This is a genomic window from Streptomyces sp. NPDC031426 (assembly GCF_055581585.1).
Genome location: NZ_JBVIJE010000030.1, coordinates 78434 through 100043, shown reverse-complemented (window position 1 = coordinate 100043; position 21610 = coordinate 78434). Strand labels below are relative to the sequence as shown.

The window sequence follows — 21610 nt, the reverse complement described above, 5'->3', positions numbered from 1 at the left end:
GCTGGAACAGCTCCCACAACCCGTCCGGCACCATGCGTTCGACCATCACCACACGGTGCAGATTACCCAACACTCCAAATGAGACGGCGTCTAAGTGGGTCGGTTGATGAGGATGGGCCTGGCGGAACCTCAGTCCTAGAATCTGGTCATGGGTAGGACAGACCGCGCCAGCCGGGTGATCGCGGCACCACCGGAGACCGTCTACGGCGCCCTCCTCGACCGGGAGTCCCTCGAGGTCTGGCTGCCGCCGGATGGCATGCGCGGGCGGGTCGAGCGGTGGGATCCCCGGCCTGGTGGCGGGTTCCGGATGGTCCTCACGTACCTCGACCCCGCTGACAGCCCCGGCAAGACGTCAGATGCGACCGATGTCGTCGACGTCGGGTTCGCCGCCCTGGTGCCGCCGGAGCGCGTGGTGCAGCGGGCAGTGTTCCAGGCTGACGACCCGTCGTACGCGGGCACCATGACGATGACGTGGCACCTCGCTGCCACCGGTGAGGGGACCGAGGTGACCGTTACCGCCACGGACGTGCCGCCCGGCATCGACCAAGCGGTCCACGAGGCCGGGATTTCCTCATCGCTGGACAACCTGGCGTCGTACGTCGAAGCGGTGGACTGACTCGGGGCGGCTGTGCCCCGGGCCCGGCCACGTCGTCAGAGGAAGCGGTCGAGCGCTCACACCCGTCATCGCACGCATCCCGTCAGATGATGGCTGAGTAACTGCCAAGATCGACGGAACTGCTGAGGTTGTTCATGCTGCGTGGGCTTCGGGGCGTTCGACGAGGTGGCCGCGTTCGAAGCGGGCTCCGGCGCGGACGAGAGCGACGCCACAGGTCATGAGCATTGCTCAATTGCTCGCGCAGATACCGACTGATGCGGACTCGCCTGCGAGGAAGCCATAGTTCTGCTTGATCCTTTGCATGTGCTCGGTCGGCCGTCCGGGTTCTGATGTGCGCGTTGAGACCACGCCGACCAACCGGAGTCCGGATCGGCGCAGACATCGGCCAGGCCAGACGGCTCACCCAGGCGGGAGCCACGCAAGGGGCAAGCTGGTCGGCTCTCCGGGCGCCCGGCCCCCTGCGCGCACCAGCAACCGTGACGCCGTGTGGACGAAACCTTTGCTCGCCTCAGTGCCCCTGAGGTTCCGGGAGCGATTCAGCGGCATGCCCACCACGCAGGGCGCAATGCATCGGCCTGTCCGCCACTGGGCCGGCGTCGCCTTCCATCCGATGAGTGACGCGTGTGGACCGCTGCGCGGCCGGCTGCGCGCGCCACCGACAGTGCCTCCATGAAGACGGTCGGCGACTCCGGAGCCATGCCGTCTCCTCCCTCCGCCACGGCGGATCAGTGCGTTCCGTACCGCGCGGCACCGCGGCGGATCAGGTCGGCGTGACCGCGGGCCGAGCCGAGTACGACGTTCGGCAGGCACCCGAGCGGGGGTCGGCCAGGCCCGTCGGAGGAGCAATGGTGGAGCGGAGCCAGTGCGTGGGCCACCTGTTCCCGCTCGTCGACGAACCGCATTGTCGGGATACCCCGGGGCGGCGTCGAGGGACGGCCCAGTCGGCATGTGATGGTCAGGTGGGGATCTCAGGTCCGTGGGCGAATGACTGCCAGCGGGCACTGGGAGAACTGCAGGAGGTGGTGGCTGACGGAGCCGAGGGCCAGTCCGTGGAAGCCGCCGAGTCCACGCGAGCCGACGACCAAGAGGTCGGCGCGGTCCGAGGCCCGGGACAGCGCGATGACCGGTGGTTCGTCGGGTAGTTGTTCCACCACCTCGACATCGGGATACTCGTGGCGCAGCGGAGCCAGCCACTCCTCCAGCGCCTGCCGTTGCTCCTTGGCCACGGCATCCTGGGCCTCGCTGACATAGGCGTGGGGCCCTGGATGGCTCCAGGCGTGCACGGCGTGCAACGGGGCGCCGCGCAGCGACGCCTGCCCGAAGGCGTAGGCCAGGGCTGCCCGGGAGTATGCCGACCCGTCGGCGCCGACGACGATGCGGCCGTGCCCGGTGGGGACGTGGTTGACGATCACCACTGGACTGGACGCGTGACCGACGACCTGCATGGCGACCGAACCGATCAGCAGGCTTCCGAAGCCGCCCATTCCCTTCGCACCGAGCACCACCGTGTGGGCGTGCTCCGCTTCGGCCAGTAGCACCGCCGCCGGGTTCCCCGAGGGGAGGGCGGATGTCACCTCAAGGTCTGGATGGGCTTCCCGCACGATGGCGGTCGCCTCGGTCACGACTCCGTGGTCCCAGTGGTTCCTCTCCCCGATGCGTTCCGCCTCGTTGGTCGCGTACGAGTGGAACAGGGGCAGGACGTGGATGATGCGCAAAGGACAGTGACGCAGCGCCGCCTCGTGGGCGGCCCACACCAGAGCTCGCAGACTGCGGCCGGAGCCGTCGACTCCGACCATGATCGGATCAGTCATTGCTTCTCCCGGGGACATCGGTGTTCGCCGCCGCTGGAACCGCGGAACTCCTCCATGTCGCAACGGATCATGGTCTCCGCCGGACACCGCACCTTGTCCGCGGTTCCCTCCTCGCCGGTCTCATGGTCGAGCGGAGTTGCTTGGACGGCCCTACCACTTCGGCGACGGGAAGTGACCCGGCGGTACTGACAAGGGCGCATGCGGGGTGCCGCGGCCTGACCGAACCAGCAGCTCATGCCCCTCGTCCTGCTTCCGCCGTCATCCAACACCGCACGGAGGTGTCTCACCATGGGCCTTCCGACCCCGTTGTCCGTACCGGTCGGCCCACAGCAGTACAAGGGGCCGGTCCGGCTGAGTGAGTATCGGGGCGAGCGCTTGTCTTCAACGGCCTGTCACAGACTTGGTGTGACACCGTCCGGAACCCTGTGGAGGCGGCCAACGCGATCCCTGTGGAGGCGGCCAACGCGATCGTGGGCGCCGATGCACCATCGGCTACGGCAGTGGTCTGTGTACGGGACGTGGAATCCATCCACAAGGACACCGCTTCGGCCGTCCCTCCCCGCTCAGCGACTACGACCGGGTCGGCTCCGCGTTCCTCTGGTCGCAGGAGCGCAACGCACTCGCTGGGTTGGCCGGCGGCGGACTCGACATCGCCCACGAGGCCGTCGACCGGCATGCGGCCTCGGATCGGGCGGACACGGTCACGCTCCCGTGCGCCAGCGGCAGGGACGACTCCATCACCTTGTCCAGGCAGAACGGCCGGTCGACGGGGACGAAGAGCTTGGACGATCCCCAGCTCTGAGCGGTGAAGCAAGCCGCCTTGTAGGTGAGCGTTCCCCCAGTCGCATCGGTGACCGCGATGCGGTTCCCTCCGGACGGTCCAGCCGGGTGACGGCAGGACGCGGCTTACCGTCGTGCAGGGACTTCAGCGAGGTGCCGTACGGCCAGTGGACGATCTTCTCCGGCTCGCGCTCCCACAGGCGCAGCGGCAGCCGCTGGCTGCCGCCGACGATGCCGCGGTGGTGGTCGTCGGCCTCGGTGTAGACGACGCGCAGGATCTCCAGGACGGAGTTCGGGAAGTCGATGTCCCAGCCGCCGGTGCCGAAGCCGACCTGGCCGAAGATCTCACGGCGTCGGAAGGACTTGAACGCCGCCCATCTTCATCAGCTCATACGCGGCCACGATGCCGACCGGGCAGGGTCGCCGTGGAGCGGCGACTGGTGCGCTCCCGGGTCCGTTCGGCTCTGCTTGAGGCCGGCCGCGACGCGCAGCTGATGGTCGCCGGTGCCCGTGGTCGTGGTGGCTTCTCGGGGCTGCTGCCCGGCTCGGTCACCATGGCCCTGCTGCACCACGCGTACTGCCCCATCGCCGTCATCCGGGGCGACCGTGTCCTGCTGGACGGCTCACCCGGGTGCGCTTCGTCCAGGAGGCGACGACGCGTTGAGGGCGTGGTCATCGACTCTTCCGTCCGCCTGGCTGCGTTCTTGGCGCAGGACGTCGAGGACGACGGAGCCGTCGACGGTCTCGTGGGTGACCAGTTGTTGGGCCAGGTGTTCCAGGGCGGCCCGGTGGCCGCGCAGCAGTGTGATCGCGTGCTGTTCGGCCTGGCGCAGCAGGCGGGCGACCTCCTCGTCGACGATGCGCTGGGTCTGCTCCGAGTACGCCGGGCGACCGGGCTCGTCGGTGGTTTCACCGAGGAAGTGTGGGTGGGAGGAGGCGTAGCCGATCGGGCCGAGTTCGGGGGAGAGGCCGAACTCGCGGACCATGCGGGTGGCGATCTGGGTGGCTCCGGCCAGGTCATTGGCGGCTCCTGTCGATCCTTCGCCGAAGACCATGAGTTCGGCCGCGCGCCCGCCCAGGCGCACCGCCAGAAGGTCGGTCAGGTAACTCTCGCTGTACAAGTGGCGTTCTGCTTCGGGGAGCTGCTCGGTGACGCCGAGGGTGACGCCGGCCGGCAGGATGGTGACCTTCGCCACCGGGTCGGCGTGCTCGCACAACGCCGCGACCAGGGCGTGGCCCGATTCGTGGACAGCCACCGAGCGGCGTTCCTCGGGCAGCAGCGCGTTGGAGGACTCTCGGCGCCCCAGCAGCACACGATCGCGGGCGGCATCCAGGTCGTGCGGCTCGATCCGGGTGCGGTCATTCCGTACGGCGTTGATGGCGCCCTCGTTGACCAGGTTGGCGAGATCCGCGCCGGAAAAGCCGGGCGTGGCGCGCGACACGGCATCCATGTCGACGTCCGGAGCCAGGATCTTGTCCCGGGCGTGGACCGCGAGGATCGCGGCTCGCTCGGCCTGGTTGGGCAGCGGCACGGTGACCTGCCGGTCGAAGCGTCCGGGGCGTAGCAGGGCCGGGTCGAGGGCGTCGGGCCGGTTGGTGGCGGCGAGGACGACGATGCCGCTGGACTGGTCGAAGCCATCCATCTCGGACAGCAGCTGGTTGAGGGTCTGCTCGCGTTCGTCGTTGCCGCCCAGCTGGGCCCCACCGGCGCGTCGTGCTCCGAGGGCGTCGATCTCGTCGATGAAGATGATCGACGGGGCGCGTTTGCGGGCCTCGTCGAACAGGTCGCGCACCCGGGAGGCGCCGACCCCGACGAACATTTCCACGAACGCGGAGCCGGTTACGGACAGGAACGGCACGTCCGCCTCGCCGGCGACCGCTCGTGCGAAGAGCGTCTTGCCGGTACCGGGTGGCCCGACCATGATCACGCCACGGGGGCCTTTGGCGCCTGCGGCGGTGTACCGGGCGGGATTGCGCAGGAAGTCGACGACCTCGCTGATCTCCTGCTTGACCCCGCCATAGCCGGCGATGTCGCCGAACCCGGTGGTGGGCCGCTCCGCCTCGATGATCTTCGCCCGCGAGCGTCCGATGGCACTCAGCCCGCCGGTCACCGACCCTGCGGCACGGCGCCCCATCCACACGAAGATGCCGATCAGCAACAGGAACGGCAGGAACGAGAAGAGCACGGACAACCACGTCGAACCGCCGCCGCTGCTCTGGCTGGCTTTGATCTGCACGTGGTGCGAGGTCAGCTGCTGCTGGAGCTGGGCCCCGGTGCCCAGCGCGGTGGGGATCTGGGTGGTGAACTTCGTGCCGTCCTTCAGGGTGCCGCTGACCGCGCCCTTGTCGTTGATGTCGACCATCTGCACCTGGCTGGCGCCGACCTTGCCGACGAAGTCGCTGTAGGAGAGTGAACTCGTGTGCGGCCCGGACCGAGCGCGCGAGAGCAGCAGGACCATGACGAGCGTCATCAGGATCCACCAGAACAGCCAGCGTCCGCCGAGCGGCTGTGGTTGCCGGGAGGGAGGCGTGGGCGATTCGCGCGGCGGCCCAGGCTTGGCGGGCGGTGTCAGGTGCCGGTGCGGCATCCGCACTCGTGTGATCACCAATCCCACGCCCCCTTCGGTCGGCATGAACCCCGTCTACCAGCCTCAACCCGGTCGTTCCTCGGTGGCAGGGGTCGAACGGCCCTGATGGGGGCCGTCCGGTCAGGGCCCTCTCAGGACCGAGGCCACCGTCAGCCAGTGACCAAAAAGCCGACTGACAGGTGTGTACGTCCTCGAGCTGCCACATCAACGAAGCGCGCCCTAATGTGCGGCCGCCGGGAACATCGGGGAGAAGTTGGCGGTCACATCGACGGTGAGCCTGTCGCGGAACGTATGCAGCCAGGTGCGCAGGACGTGGGCGAGGTGGCGGTCCTCTCGAAGAGGTGGGTCGCGCCGGGGAGGATCGCGAGTTGGTTCTCGCATCGCAGCAGGGCCTGCGCCTCACGATTGAGGTCGAGTACAAGTCGGTCGTGGCCGCCGACGACGAGCAGGGTGGGGGCGGTCACAGCCGGCAGCTGTGGTCCGGCGAGGTCGGGCCTGCCGCCGCGGGAGACGATCGCAGCGATCCGCACGTCAGGCTCGGCGGCTGCCCAGAGCGCGGGGGCAGCACCGGTGCTGGCGCCGAATTAGCCGATGGCCAGCCGCTGAGCCTCGGGCTGCCCGCGCAGCCAGCCGGTGGCGTGCGTGAGCCGCCGGGCGAGGATACCCGTGTCGAAGACATGGGCCCGGTCGGCCTCCTCTGTGTCGGTGAGCAGGTCCCGCGCGGTTCAGGCCGGCCGCGAGGCGGCGCGGAGCTGTTCCCGCCTGCGGTGTACCCGGTCACTGCCTCTCCCGGTGCGGCTGCCTGAACGGGGCTTCGTGTGCCGGATGGGTCTCGATCACGCATCCTGGGCCGGGAAAGATCTCTGTCTCGTGACCGTCTTCGTAGCGCACCCGATAGGGCGGTTCGCCGTTCTGGCCGAGCACCCTGCCGTCTTTCCCTGACTTCGTTCGGGTACCTCCGGCGGGCTGTCTGGTCCGTCGGTGCCAGGCGCCCGCGGCTCGTGCGGTGGGCAAGCGCGGCTCGTCGGGCGGGCGCATCCTGGAGTTGGAAGAGCCGCGGCGCGCCAACCGGAACGTGCCTTGGTACGGCGGCATCCCGGGCGTGGTGGCACGTGGCGCCGGCAGCCCACTCGGGAGTGACCATGAGACTTTCCTTCCTGGAACCTCTCTACAAGCAGCCCGGTCCTTTCGCGTCCGTCTATCTGGACACATCACGTGACGCCGCCATCGAGGAGCCCGATGCCGCCGTACAACTCCGCTGGCGGCATCTTCGGGACGCACTGATGTCCGAGGGAGCGGACCGGGACACGATCACCGCGGTGGCGGGCACCGTGGGCAGCGACACGGACGTTCCCGGCACGCATGGTCAGGCCGTGTTCACCGCTCACGGACATCTGGCCCTGCTGGACGAGTTGCCGGCACCGCCTGCACGGGACACCGCGCACTTCGGGACGCTGCCGGACACCATGCCGCTGATCGTCCAGCATGCGCCCGCGATCCCGTACCTGGCGGTGCACGTGCATTACGGAGGCCGTCACTCGACGGATGCCACCGGCACCGTACGGATCGAGGCCGAGGCGGGTACCTGGCCGCTGACCAAGGTCACGCCGGGCCACCGTCTGGACGAGGAGATCCCGGTATCGGACTGGTCACGCGCTGTCGGAGAGGTCGGCCGGGAGCTGGAAGGCCACGCACGGCGCATCGACGTCGAGACGGTGGTCGTCGCCGGAGACGTCTGGGCCCGCGGAATCCTTGTCCACCGGCTCCCGGCCTCCCTGCGCGGGCAGGTCTCCACCGTGGAGGGAGCCGGCGAGTCCGAGCCCGGGCGGGCACTGCTGGAGCGGCGGCTCGAAAGCCTCTTCACAGGGCGCATGGCCGCGCACGACCGGGTACTGCTGGACGCTTTCCTCGCCGAGCGGGCCCGCGACGGAGCATTCGCGGAAGGCCTTGCGCCCGCCGTGTCGGCGCTGCAACGCGGCATGGTCAAGGCCCTTCTCCTCAACGACCACCCCGAGTCGCCGTTCCGCCTGTGGGCCGGCCCGGAACCCGGCCAACTCGCCCTCACCGAACAAGAACTGCGCTCCTACGGAATACGGGAGATCAGCGAAGAACGGGCCGACGCGGCCCTGGCCCGCGCCCTCGTCGGCTCGAGGGCCGAACTCGTCGTGGTGCCCGAGCAGGAGCTGTGGCTGAGCGAGGGTGTGGGCGTGCTGTTGCGCTACGCCGACCCCATGTCCCGTGACTGAACAGCCTTCTGGGAGCGGCAGAACGCCGGTTCTCACCGGTACTCAAGGGTGCGCCCTCAGCCGGTCGTGTTGCGGGACGGTGGTGCCGCCGCCGGCCCGCACGGCTTCCACCACCGCCCGGTGCAGGTTCCGGCTGTCCTGCTGAGAAGGGCACGGCACCGGGCTGCCAGCCAGGGTGAACCACTCGGAGGTGCCGGTGTACCGGACCTTCACATCGGCCTGCCTGCCGTCCCAGGTGGTATGCACGCACAGCTCCCTGCTGACGATTCCGGCCTCGTCGGTACGGGCAGGGACCCCTTTTTCCGACAGCTCCCGCTTCTGGGTGCTCCAGCGCCGCCGCCCGGCTCAGACGGGGACGGAGCTGCCGCTTCCCACCGGTTCCCTGCGTGTCCGAAGTTCCGGCGGAGACGCCGCGCCCTTTCCGGCTTCGCCTTCGACAAACCGGGTCAGTGCGCTGACGCCTTCGAGGAACTGGGCCAGGAGGACGATGGTCGAGTTCTTCTCCGCGGCGATTTCGGCGAGGATCTGCAGGTTGCGCAGTTGCAGGGCGATCGGGTGGTCGCTGATGACGTCGGCGGCCTCGGCGAGGCGGTTGGCGCTCAGAGCCTCCCCCTCGGCAGCGATGACCTTGGCACGCTTCTCCCGCTCGGCCTCGGCCTGACGGGCCATGGCCCGCTGCATCGTCGGCTCCATGGCCAACCAGCCCATCAAATGGCTTCGCACACCGCGCCGCCTGCCCTGGCGGGCCCCGGTCCCCTCCCTGAACTATTTGCTCACCTCCCACGTGTGGCGCCAGGACCACAACGGCTTCTCCCACCAGGACCCCGGTTTCATCGACCACGTGCTCAACAAGGCACCCGAGGTGCTGTGGGTCTACCTGCCGCCGGACGCCAACACCCTGCTGGCGGTCGCTGGCCACGTGCTGCGCAGCCGGGACTACGTCAACCTCGTCGTCGGGGGCAAACAGCCCTGCCACGACTGGCTGTCGCTGGACGAGGCGCGCGCCCATTGCGCCCGCGGCGCGGGCATCTGGGACTTGGCCGGTACCGATGACGGCGCCCGGGAGCCGGATGTGGTGCTCGCCTGCGCAGGGGACGTCCCCACCATCGGGCGCTGGCCGCCGCAAGCCTCCTGCGGCAGCACACGGTGCGGGTTGGCAACGTGGTCGACATCGCCCGCCTGATGCCGGCCAAGGAACACCCGCACGGCATGCCGGACGCCGAATTCGACGCTGTTCACCCGCGACAAGCCGGTGGTCGCCGCCTACCACGACTACCCGTGGTTGATCCACCGCCTCGCCTATCGCCGCGCCGTCCACCCGCACCTGCACGTGCGCGGATACAAGGAGGAGGGAACCACCACGACCCCGTCGACATGGTGGTCCGCATCTGGACCGCTACGGGCTGGTCATGGACGTCATCGACCGCGTGTCCGGCCTCGGCGTGCGCGCCGCCGGGGTACGCCAGCAGATGGCCGATGTCCGCTTCGGACACCAGGGGTGGATCCGCGAGCACGGCACCGACCTGCCCAAGGCCGCCGACTGGAGCCGGCCCGGCTGAGGACCTGCCGCCGATGCGTCAGGGGCTGGGGAGTCGGAGCCGCACATGCTCAGCGGCTGGCGGTGCGGACGACGAGGACCGGGCAGGTGGCGTGCTGTACGCACTGCTGGCTGGCCGTGCCGAAGAGCACCGCGCGGGACCTGGCCGGGGTCCTCTACAGCGCCGCTCGGCGGGCGATGGAGGCCGCGCTTGTTGCTCTTCGGTTCCGTGGGGAGAGCGTAGCCGTGGCAAAGCCTTCGCACCAAGGTCAGGATCCGGCGTGAAGGCTCCAAGAGCAAAAAAACAGTCCCCGGTAGTGCTGCACGTGTCCTGGGGCTTCAGTCGTCACTGTCGCTCCGGTATCGCGCCGGCTTGCCGGGGGCCTGATCCACATCCTGTCCAAGTTCACTCCGCCGACTAGACGTCCTCGTCGATTTTGTGACTCTTTCGGTGTTATGGGCTACTAACAACGATGCACGTGGTATGCCCCGAGTCAATAGTTTTTAGGTCAATTCTTCCATGTGTGAGCAGATCGCCCAGTCGACGTGGCAGGGCGGGGCGGCTTTTCCAGGCCCCGGCCTCAATTCTGCGGCCCGGACGGCCGCACGCGGCCACCGCACGGTCGGCGACGGATTGGACGGCCGTGGCGTCGTCCAGGATGGCCAGCAGGGTGTCGTCTGTTCCTGCCGTGTCACCAGTAGCTCAGAGGGCCCGTGCTCTACGGCGCCGTCCTGGCCTCCAGTCCATCACCGCCGATCCGCGTCGGCCGCCCCAGCCGCGAAACCCTGACCGCCCTCGCCGACCTGGCGCCGCAGCCACCCAGCCCATGGTCCCGGAACCTCCGGCGGCTCGGCGTTGCCCGAACGGTACTGCGGGGGGCCTGGTCGGCCCCATCCTGGTCCGGGCGTGGAGCATCAAGCTGAGGGGGCTCGCACCAGCGATAGACAAAGTGGGAGGGCGGTGTCTGCCTTCGACTTGGTCGCCGGGGGAGGTGCGGTGTCGCTGTCCGCCGGGGGACGTGGTGCTGGTTGTGGTGGTCGGAGCCGTGGCGGTGGGGACGCTGGCGGTGGTCGCGGACCTACCCCGGAGGCAATGCAGGCGACGTTCTTCGACTGTTACGGACGGGGATTTCTGCGTCGTGTCGAGCGGCGGGGCGGGGAGCGCGGCGGACTGGTCCGGAGCGTGAGGGCGAGCCGGCTCGCCCAGCCGATGGGCTGCAGGGCCCAGTAGCTGACGGCCCGGTACAGGAGCGTCGCGGCGATCGCCGGTCCGGGCCGAAGACGGGACAGGACGAGCAGTGCGGACAGGCTCGCCTCGACGATGCCGAGGCTGCCTGGGTCAGGCGAAGGCTGCTGGGGGGCTTGGGTGAGCACATAGGCGAGCAGCAGACTGTGCCAGGGCACGCCGATGCCCAGCGCCCGCAGGCCGATGGCCAGGCAGGCGACGCCGAAGACCCAGTTGAGCGGCGCGAACGCGAACGGTGGCAGCCAGGGGCGCAGGCCGGGCTGCAGGCTGCGGGCCTGCTCGACCAGGTGGACGAGTGCCTCCTGGCCCTGAGGGATGCAGCGGGAGCGCAGCCCGGCGTCTGTCCACGCTCGACCCACCGCTTTACGGAGGCCGGGGAGACGGGTTGCTCCGAAGACGGCCAGGGCGATCCCCAGGACCACTAGCACCCCGGCCGCAGGGAGCAGAACGGTGCGCAGCCCCGCCGGTCCCGCGGCGACCACGCCGGCCACGAGCAGGACAGCCAGAGCGAGTACCGACAGTCCACCGGCCACGACCAGCACGGCGGCCGTGAGCACCTGCTCGACGCCCCGGCGGCGCAGCTGCCGGAAGTCCCAGGCGGCGGAGAACGCCGCTCCGCCGGGCAGCGCACCCGACACGGCGTTGGCGGCCATCACGAGAGCCGTCGTGCGCCGCAGGCTCCAGCGGGTCCCGCCTGCGGCCAGCAGCCATTGGTACACCGCGGCGAAGCAGACGATCGACAGCGCCTCGCACACCACGGCGACCGCGACCGGCAGCGGGCGTACTCCTGCGATGAGGCGGTAGGCCTGGGTCAGTTCTCGCCGCCGCAGAACGCCGACCAGGACCACGGCCGTCGCGAGGAGGACGGCCACCAGCCACCACAGCGGGCCTGGCCGCGTGGGACGTTCCTCCGCCGGCCCGGCACCGCGCACCGCCTCGGGCCCCTGCCGCCCGGACATCAGCCGTCACCCTCAACCGGCGTCGCGGGCTTCAGGCGCCGAAGGACGACGACGGGCCGGGGGGGGCACGGCGTACGGTCGTCGGCCGGGACAATCACTCGACCGAGGCAAGCTCGACCCGGTCCGCGTCTGGATCTGCTGTGCCGCATCGACCTTCCGTCTGGCTCTGCCCACTGCACCAAGGGCGTATCCGGCCCTTCGTGTTGATCGCGGACGTCGCGTTCGCCGAGAACCGGTTGTCGATGCGGCGCCCGATCGGGGTACGTCCCTTCTCGCCCCAGGTGCGGCCGGTGACCTGGTCGGTGCGGATGCCCACCGGGGTCGGCGAAGAGCACGCCGCGCCCTCGGCCTTCACCTTCGCACGGATCGCCGACCACGTCTTCTCTCGCCCAAGGCGCACCGCCTCCGCGTCCTTGCCCACCCCTGCTCGGTCAGCCGCACCCGCTTCGGTGAGCAGCCGGACATCCGCTCTGGCGGGACGGTGCGGGGGTCCTGCTCAGTTGCCGGCGGCCTTACCGGGCGATGGCGCCGCCGACGCATGCCGCGGCCGCCGCCGGCACACCCGCGGCCTTTAGGGCCGAGGGGATACATCAACCGCGACGTACCTGAGGGAACAGTCCGTCCGTCGGCAGACGGACAGTCGTTGCGTTCGCGACCAGACTGGTAACGGCCTGGACGGTGTGCGACAGGCCTCAGCTCACCCGAACGCCGGACTTCCGCGCGTGTTGGTCCGGGGTGGCTCGGCGGTACTCGGCGGCCGGGTTAGCGTCGACGGGCATGGCACGCGGGCGTACGGGAGGTATTGCGGTGCCGACGGTCGGGCCACGCACGAACGCGACGACCCTGCCGATCATCCTCGGTCTCGCCCTCGCTTTCGCAGTCACGGTCGTCGACCCGCTGGTGCTCAGCCTGAATCTGCCGCAGGTGGGCCGGGCCCTGCATGCACCGCCGCAGGTCCTCGGATTGCTGAGCGGAGCGGCGACCCTGGTAATGGCCGCCGCCGTCCTCACCGCGGGCAGCCTCGGGGACATCTTCGGCCTCAAGCGGCTGCTGATGCTAGGACTTGTCGTCGTCACGGTCGTCGATCTGCTCTCCATGCTCTCCCCTGGCTACGGCTTCCTGCTGGTAATGCGCCTGCTGGACGGGCTGGGGATGACAGCGCTGCTGGGAGTGCCCTTGGCCCTGCTGAAAGTGGCGGTGCCGCCGGAGAAGCGGCCGATGAGCATCGGCATCCTCATGGCCGTCACGATGATCCTTTGCGGGGCGGTCCCCGCGTTCACGGGCTGGATGGTGGCGGCCATCGGCTGGCGGTCTCTGTTCCTGATCGCCCCGCTGCTGTGCCTGGTCTCGCTCTGGTTGGCGGCCCGCTGCGTCCCGGAGTCACCCGTCCAGCAGGGCCGTCGCCTGGACATGGTCGGTGTGGCAATGATCGGGACCGCCCTGCTGGCCCTCGTCGTTGGCCTCGCGGCGGCGCAGAACGGCATCTCCCGGCCCGAGACCTGGGTGCCGCTGGCGATCAGCACGGTCGTCGCAGTGGTTTTCGTGCTCCACGAAGGTCGCACTCGTGAGCCTGCGCTGGACCTGGCGCTGTTCCGTAGCACACCGTTCAGCGTGGCCCTGGCGGCGACCCTCACGCTGAACTTTCTCGCCGCCGGACTCGGCATTGTCCTGGGACAGTTCGGGAGTATCGTCCTGTCGCTGTCCCCCGAGGCCATCGGCCTGCTGTACCTGCCCGGCACCCTGCTGATCGCCGGTGCCGTCATCCTGGCCGGGCGCCTTGTGGGGAAGTACACCCCGCGGCCGGTGATGGTCACCGGTCTGCTGGTGATGGCGGCGAGCGGGCTGCTGCTGGCGGGCACCGCGGGCCCGACGATGGCGGTGTGGCTGCTCGTGCTGGCCACATGGCTGTGCAACCTTGGCTCGCTGGTCACCTCCACTTCGGTGTCCGAGACGGTCCTCTCCCAAGCACCGCCCGGGCATTCCGGCACGGTCGCCTCCGTTCAGATGGCCTTCGCGATGACCGGCGCCGCGTTCGGGCCCACCGTCTACCTTCTGCTTTTCAACATCTTCTTCCAGCGGCAGTGGCAGGCGGACGCGAAGTCGCGCGATCTGTCGGTGAGGAAGGCCGAACAGGCCGTGGATGCCGTACGCAGCGGGATGGCGCAGAGTCCGGGTGGCAGTGGATACGACCCCAATCTGCTTCGACAGGCCTCAGGACTCAAACTCGCGCTGGACTTCGCCGGGGGACTGCGGCTCACCATGCTCGCGGTCAGCATCCTGCCGCTCGTCGTCGCGGCGGCGGCCTTTGGGCTGATGCCCCGCTACAAAAAGCCCCGCGCGTAGGGCGCGCTCGGACCACGGCGAACGCCGGCCTCGGCGCAGGGCCGCACAGTGCCGGAGTGGAAAGGACGGAGCCAAAGCGGCCTCGCTCATCGAATACACCGACCGTGGCGCCGGGCAGACTCAAGGCGGCGCCACGGTCGTCCGGCAGTGTCGTCAGGTGACGCGGCTGATCGGCGGGCACTCCCATCGTGTGTCGATGACTTCGGGACGTGGCAGGTACATGCGCAGTGCGGCGAACCAGATGCCCTGTGCCGGTGTGGGCAGCCAGTTGGATTCCTCGGCAGCTCCCGGGGAATCGGGCTGCAGGCGGATGGTCAGGCTTCCATCTGCGTCGGTGAGCAGTCCGGGGGTGCGGTCACCGATGGAGTATCGGTCGATCGGATTGACGACCAGATTCCTGTCCTCGCCGTAGACGGTGAGGGACCAGAACGCGTCGACCGGAGGCAGACTTCCCGGCCCGAAGCGCAGTTCGTAGCGGCCCGTGGACAACTTGGCGCCGTCCGCGTCGTGGAAGGCGGCCAGGTAGACCGCTTCCTCGGGGTCGTTGGCGGCGACACCGACGAGGGACTGCTCCGCGGCTCGCCGCAGGAAATCGTCCCCGAACCGTCCCATCTGTGGTGGCGGGTAGCGCCAGCCGTTGACGACGTGGGCCCATTCACCACTGAGCAGTTGCTGTTCGAGCATGGCTCCACCGGTGGCCGCGGCCCGGATCAGGCTCTGCCGGACGGGTTCTGGCTGGGCTTCGACGTCGATGCCGGGCCCGATGCCGATCTCCGCGAACTGCTTCAGCAGGACATCGTGGTGCCGCGGCGGCGGATTCTCGGCCAGCATCGCGTTCAGGGTCTTCCACGGCCCGAGAGGGTCTTGTGCCGCGTCGATCGGTACCAGCACGTCGTGCCGGGCCGGCAGCTGCGCTTCCTTTGTGCCGAACAGGTGGAGCGGGACCAATCGGTACTGATCCTGAAGAGCATGGACGCTGGAGAGGTCCTGCTCGCCTTCGACGAGGGTCCGGCCGACGATGAGGATCCAGGGGCTGGGTGCGGTCGCCGTGCGACGCACCCTTTCGGGGAGGTCTCCGCTCCAGCCCGGACCGACGAGGGCGAAATCACCGGCGTTCGGGCCGGTGGCGCGCCCGCCCACGTAGTCGTAGTTGTCGGAGGTCATGCCGACCAGTTCGAAGGTGAAGTACCGATTCCCCATGTCCGGGTGCGAGAGGATGACGGGTTCCTCGCTCAGGTCCACCCAGGCGAACGAGTACAGCGTGTCGTTGTTGGGACACAGGCCCTGCCGGTCGGAGGCGTCGAAGAGTTTCCGGGCGTGCCAGAAGTGGTTGACGGGCGCGTACGGCGTCGCGTCGGTGTCGGGCACCCGGGTCACCCACCGGTGGCGGAGACCGGCGTTGTAGATGTACGGGAACCCGTAGACGAAGGCCTGCTCCCCGAGCGTGTAGGCGTATTCCCGGCGCCAGTCGGTCACGTGGCCGGTCAGCACCGGCTTGACTGACTCCCACATCAAGGGCAACGCCTGCGATGTCTTGCGGGCGCGTCCGGCCGTGGCGCCCGGGTGGCGCACGGCGTCTGCCGTGGCCTTGCCTGTCGCCACTGCGGCTTTGCCGATCGTCGACGCGACTTCGGTGACTTGAAGGCGCAGTCGCTGCCCGGGACGGTTGTTCGTCGCTGTAGAGGCCATTGCGGCGTTCCTTTCCAGCACGGAGCCCCACATCTTCGGCCGCACGGCAGATCACGGTCGGCGAGCGATCCCGGCTCCTCCTCGTGGGGCCGACGGGCTGCATCGTTCGCCGTGCCTCGTCGGATACCGGGCGGGTTGCTCCCTGTGGCCGGACCCACTCACTCGAGTAGATCACCGCACCCAGGGCCCGGCAACCGCGCCGCTCGACCCCACGAAGGGTCGGCGATGACCTGCACGTTCATCCCGTGCTTCTTGTGCTAGCCGGAATAGAAGGGCTGGTCGGCGGCGATCCGGTCGATCGGCAGAAGGGTGCCGTCCAGCAGGACGTACGCCTTCGTCGAGGCCGCCCGGGCCGCCCCGACCCCGGGGCCGAGCCGCGCTGGCAAAGGCCGACGAGATGACCGCGGAGGCCGTGGCCGCCCTCCAGGAGCTGGACAAACAGGCGTCGGTCGAGGAGGTCGCCCGGCGCCTGGACGGCGAGGTCTCCCCGGCCGTCCTCGCCCTGATGAAGGCCCTGGTGGTGCAGGCCGCCGGGCTCGGCACAGTCACGAAGACCGTGGAGAGCTTCGGCGGGTTCGCGAAGCAGTACGAGCAGATCGAGAAGGTCTCCGCTCACCACGGCAAGTTCTGGGAGGTGCTGCTGTACGGGCAGATCGGCCGGGACCGGACGCTGATGTTCGACCTGGCCGAGAAGCTTCAGTTCACCGCCACCTCGGAGGACGGGCGAGTGCTGGATGCGCTCGCGCACGCGCAGCGCAATGAGGCCGCCCGCGGCGAGCACATCAGCGCGATCGGCGAGGACGGCACGCGGGTCGACATCTCCTTCGCCACGCAGAACTGGCAGAAGGCCGTGGTCGACAGGACGCGGCCGGGGCAGTTCGTCCGCAAGCACTTCGAGGCGATGGTCTTCACCTACCTCGCCGAGGAACTGCGCACGGCGAACAGGGGCTGCCCGGCCTCCGGCCGGACAGCCCCTCACCAAGATCTTCATGAGCCTTCTAGCAGCTACCACGCCGCCCGCGAGCATCAGCGCCTCTGTTCCGCTCCCGACCGGCAGTGCTTCACTCTTACAGGCCTTGTCCGGTAGAAATGGAAGCAGTGGCAACGGGGCTCACGGCCGCAGGGCTTGCCGGGCGCGGTGCAAGTCTGGTTGGGTACCACCGCCCCGGCATATGGCGCGTGCCGGGCAGGGTGGGGAGCGGAGCGAGCAACGTGCACACGACGGTACGGCAGGACGGCTCGTGGCCCTTGCCCGACGGGCTGGCGCAGGCGATTCGTGGCACTGCTGAGGAGATCGCCGCGCTGGTGCGCAGCGCGAGCGACACGGCGCTTGCCGTGCCGGGGTCAAAATGGACCGTCGGCGAGGCCGCCGCCCACCTGGCCATAGCCAACGAACTGATGGCCGACCTGGCAGCCGGACGGGAGCGCCCCTACGGCGACGGAACGCCTCAAAGCCTGGCCGAGGCCAACGCCCAGTCCCTCGCCGACTTCGCAGAACGTCGGGCGGAGCCACTCGCGACGATGATCGCGGAGCAGGCCGAGGCATTCCTGGACGCTGTCTCGCACCCTGCGGCCCACGGCCCCGCACCAGCCACACCCCTGGGCACGATGAACCAGTCCGTTCTGGCGTCGTATCTGCTCACGCATATGCTCGGTCATGGATACGACCTGGCCCGCGCCCTGAATCGCCCGCACATGGTCGACCGGGCACGGGTGGGGTTGTGCATGCCATTCATGCTCTCGGTCATGCCGCGTGTCGCGGACCCGTCAGCCACGGCCGGGCTCGCGGCCCGTTACCGGATCCGGCTGCGTGGGGGCGAGACATTCGGCGTGGCCCTGGCCGACGGGGCCGTGCAGGTTATCCCGGGCGCGACGCGGCACCGCGCGGACTGCACCATCCTGCTCGACCCCGTCGCCTTCCTGCTCATCGCGCTCGGCCGGCTAAATCCCTGGCGCGCCATCGCCCGGGGGCAGGTCCTCGCCTGGGGCCCTCGGCCCTGGCTGGCCCCCCGCTTCCCGACCCTGTTCACTGCACCCTGACCTGGCTGACAGGCCGGACGCCGTAGTCAGCCGCGGTTTCGCCGTGGCCTCGGCGTCGATGTTCATGCCCAGTTGCACCTGCCGCTCGATCCCCCAGGCAAACTCGGTGGCCAGGGCCGGTGAGAGGCTCTGGAATTCCACCGCGACGCTCTGGTCGCGACTGCTGTAGCTCTCGCCGTTCTGCCGGACGGCCGCCAGCCACTGCGCCGGCATCGTCTCGCCGGTGAAGTGCAGGATCCCCCGCACCTCCGGCGGGAGTTCCGCTGCGATCCGCTGGTCGATCTCCGCGCTGAACAGGACCTGCCGGCCCAACGCCGGGTCCGGCTTGGCCGTGCGCCGGGCTTTGAAGAGCCCGCTCCCGCTCATGCTGTTGCTCTCCATCGGGCCACCAGCTTGGCCCATACCGCCTGGCGCATCCCTCGCAGCAGGCGAGGGCCAGCGCGAAGTACAGCCGAAGCAGGCGAGGGCCGGCGCGAAGTACAGCACGACGCGCCGGGAGCAGCCGCAGCCGCTGCGTGCGGACACCGGTGTCCTCCAGGACCGCGGCGATCAACTCGGGGTCGATGATCCCGGCCCACTCGCCCAGATGCCCCGGGGCGTTCACTGACGTTGCACCCTGCGGGACATGACCGCACGTCGTAGTCTCGGGTGACCCGCCAGCACCCGGCGAGGTCGAACGGCTCGATATCGCCGAGGGGAGTTCATACGGGCCGTTCCTGCCGGTCGGCAAGTTCGGTTCGTACCCCGAGCGACTGCGCGAGCAGTTCGAGGGGGTGATCTGGAGGTTCCGCACCGGGAGCCAGTGGCGGGAGATGCCCGAGCAGTTCGGCGCCTGACAGACCGTCTACAACCGCTTCATGCGATGGCCGCCAACCGCAGGAAGAGAGGCAGCCGGGGCGGCAGGCCCGTCACCCATGACGCCGGTCTCTACCGCGATCGCAACACGGTCGAGCGGGCCATCAACAAGATGAAAGACTGGCGGGGCATCGCGACCCGTTATGACAAAACGCCCGAGAGCTACCTCGCCGGACTCCATCTCCGCGAAGCGACCATCTGGATCAGCAGCATCCTGAAAGCACCCTGATCACAACCGGAGACAGCCCCCAGGCCTCCTCTGTGGTGACTGCTTCGGTCACCTTCCGGGAGCCGTCTGGTCGCCGCAACCACCGTAGGGACCGCTCCATTCGGAGCCGTTGCCGTAGTAGTGCAGTGATGTCCACTGCACACATCCGGAGTCGTTGACCTCGGCGCCCACGCGCCAGGCGTCCGGGGACGCAGACGAGTGACTGATGACGTCCCACCAGGTGGAGCCGCCAGGCTCGATGCTGGAGTAGTGGTCATCCGAGTGAACCGTGGGTCCGTAGGGAGAGCCGACATACAGGCGGACCCTGCCGGTGAACGACCCCGCCCGTGTCCGGTCCAACTTCCTTCACGCGGGCTGACGCGGCCGCCCCGGGATATTCACCAGGTAACTGAATGCCGTCGGCTGCGGCTTCCATGGCTTTCCGCCCGCATCGAGGACAACCTTTGCGACGTTGATACCGGTCACCGTAGCCCCGACAGCGCCACCATGCCACCGGGCCCCCTAGGCCGGAGCCCGCTGCGGAGGGGATGGAGACCGTCAACGCACTCAGCAGAAATTTGGCCGTAGCCAACCACCGTGCCCGGTTGATCTCTCGCACCTGCCGGGACGCGGCTTCAAGCTCGGCGCGGCGTTGTTCATGAGCGGTTCTTCCCGTCGGGGTGCTCTGGGAAGCGGAGTTTGAGGCGGCAGGCGAGGCGTTCGAGGCCGGTGCGGAGCTGGGAGCGGACGGTGGCTTCCTCGTTGAGCTGATCCGCTGGACTGCCCGGCGCCGCGACCACATCGCCGCCTGCCGGGCAGAGCTGGAGCACGAGTACGTCACCGCCGTCGACGACGACGGCACCCCGCGGTTCCTGCCCGTGGTCTCCGAGCGGGCCCGCGCCAAGCTGAACCGGATCGCCGCGAAGATGACGCTCGCCGAAGCAGAAGGGCCGGCCCCTCGCCAAGCTGCGTGAGGAGTGGAAGGAGAGCGCGATCCGCACCTCCGGTGTGGCTGCCGATGTCATCAACTTCCTCCTCGAGTACGCCCGTGCCGCAGCGGCGGCGAGCCGAGCCCGGGTCGCGGCTGTGGTCGACATAGCGCTGGCGGCCGTCGACGTCGCCGCGACGGTGTTCGTGATGAACGGCGGCGGCCGGTTCCACCGCCGGCACCTGCTTGCCGAAGCCCGCCGTCACCTCGCTCTCGTCCTGCGCGGCCGCCGCCGTGAGCCGGGCCTGGACGAGTAAATCGTGGACGCCGCGCTTGCCACGTACTGCGTGGACATCAGCGAGCCGAAGACGCTGCGCGGTCTGCTGCCCGCCTACCGCCTCTATACCGCCCGCTGGTTGCTGGCCGACCTCGAACCCGCCCGGCGCCCGCCGACCACCGCCCCGGACCGGCAGTCCCCGGCCGAGTCGGGCACACCGGCCGCGCCCCGGCCTTCGGACCTGGAGCCGGGGGAGTGGGAGATCCCCCGCGTCCCGCTGCAGTACGAGCGGGCCGTCCTCGCCGACGCGGTGGTCCGAGAGAAGCTGCGCACCACCGTCACCGCCGCTCGGGGACGGGCGTACGACGTCGTCGCGCACCAGCGAGCGGCGATGCCCGAACAGCTGCTCGCGTCACCGGCCGCCGACCCCGAGCACGGCGACCAGGAGCCGGAGGCCGGACCGCGGGAGGCGATCGACCTGTCGGCGCTGCGGGCCTTGCGGGCGTCCCGCGCGGACGTGGAAGCCCTTGATCTCACGGCCGAGCGGCTGCGCCACCTCCAGGACGCGTTCCCCAAGGCGGCCGACGCCTCCCGCGCCCGCGCGGACTGCTACGCCGAACAGGACGATGCCGACGCAGGACACCCGGTGCGCCAGGACGACCAGCAGGCGCACCGCCCGCAGGAGCCCGGACCGCACCGTGGCCGGGAGGCCGGCCACTGAGTGCACCCGATGCCGCGCACCTGATGCCGTGGTGCGCACCGACGGTGCCCGGCATCCACTCCACCGAGTACCGCACCAGGTGCACACCCCGACCGCACGGTGGTGTGGTTACCGATGTGTTCCGGGAGCGGAGTGCATCGCGTGGGCCAGCACCAGGTGCTCGTTGTGCATCACTTCGAGGGTGTCGGCGGGGTCCGCGGAGTCGACGTCGGGGATGACGTTCACCGTGAACCGGATGATGCTGCGCGCGATGCCCAGCGCCGCCGTGGTGGGGGAGTCCCGTGCCCAGTCACGCAGTGCGGACAGCAGCACGCACCCGACCTCGTCCAGCGCGAAGGAGTCCGCGCACGGCTCGCTGTCCCGTCCGCGGCGGTGACGGGCCAGATGATGTCCTCGGCCAGCCGGAGCAGGACGAACACCAGCTCCGTATCCGCGCGCCCGGCGACGGCGTCGCCGCCGCCCTGCTGCAGCGCCAGCAGGTAGTCGAAGCCCGCTCCACACTTGCCCGGGTGTGAGCGGCGTGCGGGACGGGATCAGATACGGCATCAAGCTCTCCCCACGGTGGCCGCCTTGCGGGTCACGGCGTCGTCCCAGCAGGCTCCAACTAACGCCCTGTGGGCAGAGGGGCACAGATTTCTACCCACCTCACCGACAGGGGGCAAGCTGGGCCGCAAGGGTCAAACTAGCTCCTTTATCCACCATGGTCGGCCCGACCACGAGCCCGACCATGACCCCTTTGTCCAGGTCGGCCACCACCCCGACCACC

At 69.5% G+C, this 21610-nt stretch carries 21 protein-coding genes and 7 pseudogenes; 12 read left to right on the top strand and 16 right to left on the bottom strand.

Annotated features, from left to right (window positions below; genetic code table 11):
- Positions 1-148 precede the first annotated feature (148 nt).
- Positions 149-616, top strand: a complete 468-nt coding sequence (locus tag ACZ5NH_RS38060; RefSeq protein WP_388637015.1) for an SRPBCC family protein — start codon at positions 149-151, stop codon at positions 614-616.
- A 968-nt stretch (positions 617-1584) separates the two neighbouring features.
- Here the strand turns inward: ACZ5NH_RS38060 and ACZ5NH_RS38055 are convergent.
- Together ACZ5NH_RS38055 and ACZ5NH_RS38050 are read right to left on the bottom strand one after the other, a co-directional pair.
- Positions 1585-2427 (bottom strand): universal stress protein, encoded by an 843-nt coding sequence (locus tag ACZ5NH_RS38055; RefSeq protein WP_468781944.1) that lies wholly within the window; start codon positions 2425-2427, stop codon positions 1585-1587.
- A 729-nt stretch (positions 2428-3156) separates the two neighbouring features.
- Positions 3157-3578, bottom strand: a pseudogene (locus ACZ5NH_RS38050) (amine oxidase); the annotation flags it as partial.
- Between ACZ5NH_RS38050 and ACZ5NH_RS38045 the strand changes: the two are divergent.
- Positions 3465-3746, top strand: a pseudogene (locus ACZ5NH_RS38045) (hypothetical protein); the annotation flags it as partial. The pseudogenes ACZ5NH_RS38050 and ACZ5NH_RS38045 overlap by 114 nt on opposite strands.
- Before the next feature lie 84 nt (positions 3747-3830).
- Here the strand turns inward: ACZ5NH_RS38045 and ftsH are convergent.
- The 3 genes and pseudogenes from ftsH to ACZ5NH_RS38030 all read right to left on the bottom strand — a co-directional run bounded on the left by ftsH (position 3831) and on the right by ACZ5NH_RS38030 (position 6833).
- A complete protein-coding gene (gene ftsH / locus ACZ5NH_RS38040; protein ID WP_468781942.1) occupies positions 3831-5813 on the bottom strand; it encodes an ATP-dependent zinc metalloprotease FtsH in 1983 nt (660 codons plus the stop codon).
- A gap of 242 nt (positions 5814-6055) precedes the next feature.
- Positions 6056-6511 (bottom strand): annotated as a pseudogene (locus tag ACZ5NH_RS38035) (dienelactone hydrolase family protein); the annotation flags it as partial.
- Between the two features lie 61 nt (positions 6512-6572).
- Positions 6573-6833, bottom strand: a complete 261-nt coding sequence (locus ACZ5NH_RS38030; protein ID WP_468781940.1) for a DUF1918 domain-containing protein — start codon at positions 6831-6833, stop codon at positions 6573-6575.
- Positions 6834-6937: 104 nt separating this feature from the next.
- Here ACZ5NH_RS38030 and ACZ5NH_RS38025 point away from each other — a divergent pair, with 104 nt between their 5' ends.
- Positions 6938-8041, top strand: coding sequence for a baeRF2 domain-containing protein (locus tag ACZ5NH_RS38025; RefSeq protein ID WP_468781938.1), 1104 nt, complete (start codon positions 6938-6940; stop codon positions 8039-8041).
- Positions 8042-8083: 42 nt separating this feature from the next.
- Here the strand turns inward: ACZ5NH_RS38025 and ACZ5NH_RS38020 are convergent, their stop codons facing one another.
- Both ACZ5NH_RS38020 and ACZ5NH_RS38015 read right to left on the bottom strand, forming a co-directional pair.
- The gene (locus tag ACZ5NH_RS38020; protein ID WP_468781936.1) at positions 8084-8287 is read right to left on the bottom strand and encodes a hypothetical protein; all 204 of its coding nucleotides are present in this window, start codon (positions 8285-8287) and stop codon (positions 8084-8086) included.
- Positions 8288-8386: 99 nt separating this feature from the next.
- A complete protein-coding gene (locus tag ACZ5NH_RS38015; protein WP_468781934.1) occupies positions 8387-8722 on the bottom strand; it encodes a hypothetical protein in 336 nt (111 codons plus the stop codon).
- On the opposite strand from ACZ5NH_RS38015, the pseudogene ACZ5NH_RS38010 reads away from it, so the two are divergent.
- Positions 8721-9600, top strand: a pseudogene (locus ACZ5NH_RS38010) (phosphoketolase family protein); the annotation flags it as partial. The gene ACZ5NH_RS38015 and the pseudogene ACZ5NH_RS38010 sit on opposite strands and share 2 nt — an antisense overlap.
- Positions 9601-9649: 49 nt before the next feature.
- Here ACZ5NH_RS38010 and ACZ5NH_RS38005 read toward each other — a convergent pair.
- From ACZ5NH_RS38005 to ACZ5NH_RS37995, 3 genes are all read right to left on the bottom strand, one after another.
- Positions 9650-9730: a universal stress protein gene (locus tag ACZ5NH_RS38005; protein ID WP_468781956.1), complete on the bottom strand. Its 81-nt coding sequence runs from the start codon at positions 9728-9730 to the stop codon at positions 9650-9652.
- A 964-nt stretch (positions 9731-10694) separates the two neighbouring features.
- A complete protein-coding gene (locus ACZ5NH_RS38000) occupies positions 10695-11783 on the bottom strand; it encodes a lysylphosphatidylglycerol synthase transmembrane domain-containing protein (RefSeq protein ID WP_468781932.1) in 1089 nt (362 codons plus the stop codon).
- 94 nt (positions 11784-11877) lie between these two features.
- Positions 11878-12204 (bottom strand): hypothetical protein, encoded by a 327-nt coding sequence (locus ACZ5NH_RS37995; protein WP_468781930.1) that lies wholly within the window; start codon positions 12202-12204, stop codon positions 11878-11880.
- A gap of 356 nt (positions 12205-12560) precedes the next feature.
- Here ACZ5NH_RS37995 and ACZ5NH_RS37990 point away from each other — a divergent pair, with 356 nt between their 5' ends.
- A complete protein-coding gene (locus ACZ5NH_RS37990; RefSeq protein WP_468781928.1) occupies positions 12561-14126 on the top strand; it encodes an MFS transporter in 1566 nt (521 codons plus the stop codon).
- 153 nt (positions 14127-14279) lie between these two features.
- Here ACZ5NH_RS37990 and ACZ5NH_RS37985 read toward each other — a convergent pair whose 3' ends face one another.
- Together ACZ5NH_RS37985 and ACZ5NH_RS37980 are read right to left on the bottom strand one after the other, a co-directional pair.
- A complete protein-coding gene (locus ACZ5NH_RS37985; protein WP_468781926.1) occupies positions 14280-15815 on the bottom strand; it encodes a DUF1254 domain-containing protein in 1536 nt (511 codons plus the stop codon).
- Between the two features lie 185 nt (positions 15816-16000).
- A pseudogene (locus ACZ5NH_RS37980) lies at positions 16001-16171 on the bottom strand (IS5/IS1182 family transposase); the annotation flags it as partial.
- A 41-nt stretch (positions 16172-16212) separates the two neighbouring features.
- On the opposite strand from ACZ5NH_RS37980, the gene ACZ5NH_RS37975 reads away from it, so the two are divergent.
- Together ACZ5NH_RS37975 and ACZ5NH_RS37970 are read left to right on the top strand one after the other, a co-directional pair.
- Positions 16213-16902, top strand: a complete 690-nt coding sequence (locus ACZ5NH_RS37975) for a hypothetical protein (RefSeq protein WP_468781924.1) — start codon at positions 16213-16215, stop codon at positions 16900-16902.
- A 125-nt stretch (positions 16903-17027) separates the two neighbouring features.
- Positions 17028-17855, top strand: a complete 828-nt coding sequence (locus ACZ5NH_RS37970; protein ID WP_468781922.1) for a maleylpyruvate isomerase family mycothiol-dependent enzyme — start codon at positions 17028-17030, stop codon at positions 17853-17855.
- Here ACZ5NH_RS37970 and ACZ5NH_RS37965 read toward each other — a convergent pair.
- Both ACZ5NH_RS37965 and ACZ5NH_RS37960 read right to left on the bottom strand, forming a co-directional pair.
- On the bottom strand, positions 17757-18236 hold the full coding sequence (locus ACZ5NH_RS37965; protein ID WP_468781960.1) for a hypothetical protein: 480 nt from the start codon (positions 18234-18236) through the stop codon (positions 17757-17759). The two genes, ACZ5NH_RS37970 and ACZ5NH_RS37965, sit on opposite strands and share 99 nt — an antisense overlap.
- Positions 18237-18345: 109 nt before the next feature.
- A pseudogene (locus ACZ5NH_RS37960) lies at positions 18346-18459 on the bottom strand (transposase domain-containing protein); the annotation flags it as partial.
- Positions 18460-18541: 82 nt separating this feature from the next.
- On the opposite strand from ACZ5NH_RS37960, the gene ACZ5NH_RS37955 reads away from it, so the two are divergent.
- Both ACZ5NH_RS37955 and ACZ5NH_RS37950 read left to right on the top strand, forming a co-directional pair.
- Positions 18542-18691, top strand: a complete 150-nt coding sequence (locus ACZ5NH_RS37955; protein ID WP_468781954.1) for a transposase — start codon at positions 18542-18544, stop codon at positions 18689-18691.
- A gap of 29 nt (positions 18692-18720) precedes the next feature.
- A pseudogene (locus tag ACZ5NH_RS37950) lies at positions 18721-18939 on the top strand (IS5/IS1182 family transposase); the annotation flags it as partial.
- 48 nt (positions 18940-18987) lie between these two features.
- Here ACZ5NH_RS37950 and ACZ5NH_RS37945 read toward each other — a convergent pair.
- Positions 18988-19278 carry a hypothetical protein gene (locus ACZ5NH_RS37945; RefSeq protein ID WP_468781920.1) on the bottom strand — a complete coding sequence of 97 codons (291 nt, stop codon included), beginning with the start codon at positions 19276-19278 and terminating at the stop codon, positions 18988-18990.
- Between the two features lie 320 nt (positions 19279-19598).
- Between ACZ5NH_RS37945 and ACZ5NH_RS37940 the strand changes: the two genes are divergently transcribed.
- Genes ACZ5NH_RS37940 through ACZ5NH_RS37930 form a run of 3 tightly spaced genes read left to right on the top strand, consistent with a single transcriptional unit; the run spans position 19599 to position 20844 of the window.
- Complete coding sequence (locus ACZ5NH_RS37940) at positions 19599-19892, top strand: hypothetical protein (protein ID WP_468781918.1); 294 nt, start codon at positions 19599-19601, stop codon at positions 19890-19892.
- Between the two features lie 34 nt (positions 19893-19926).
- A complete protein-coding gene (locus tag ACZ5NH_RS37935; RefSeq protein WP_468781916.1) occupies positions 19927-20163 on the top strand; it encodes a hypothetical protein in 237 nt (78 codons plus the stop codon).
- Between the two features lie 3 nt (positions 20164-20166).
- Positions 20167-20844 carry a hypothetical protein gene (locus tag ACZ5NH_RS37930; RefSeq protein WP_468781914.1) on the top strand — a complete coding sequence of 226 codons (678 nt, stop codon included), beginning with the start codon at positions 20167-20169 and terminating at the stop codon, positions 20842-20844.
- A gap of 108 nt (positions 20845-20952) precedes the next feature.
- On the opposite strand, the gene ACZ5NH_RS37925 is transcribed toward ACZ5NH_RS37930, so the two are convergent.
- Positions 20953-21156, bottom strand: coding sequence for a hypothetical protein (locus tag ACZ5NH_RS37925; protein WP_468781912.1), 204 nt, complete (start codon positions 21154-21156; stop codon positions 20953-20955).
- Positions 21157-21610 lie beyond the last annotated feature (454 nt).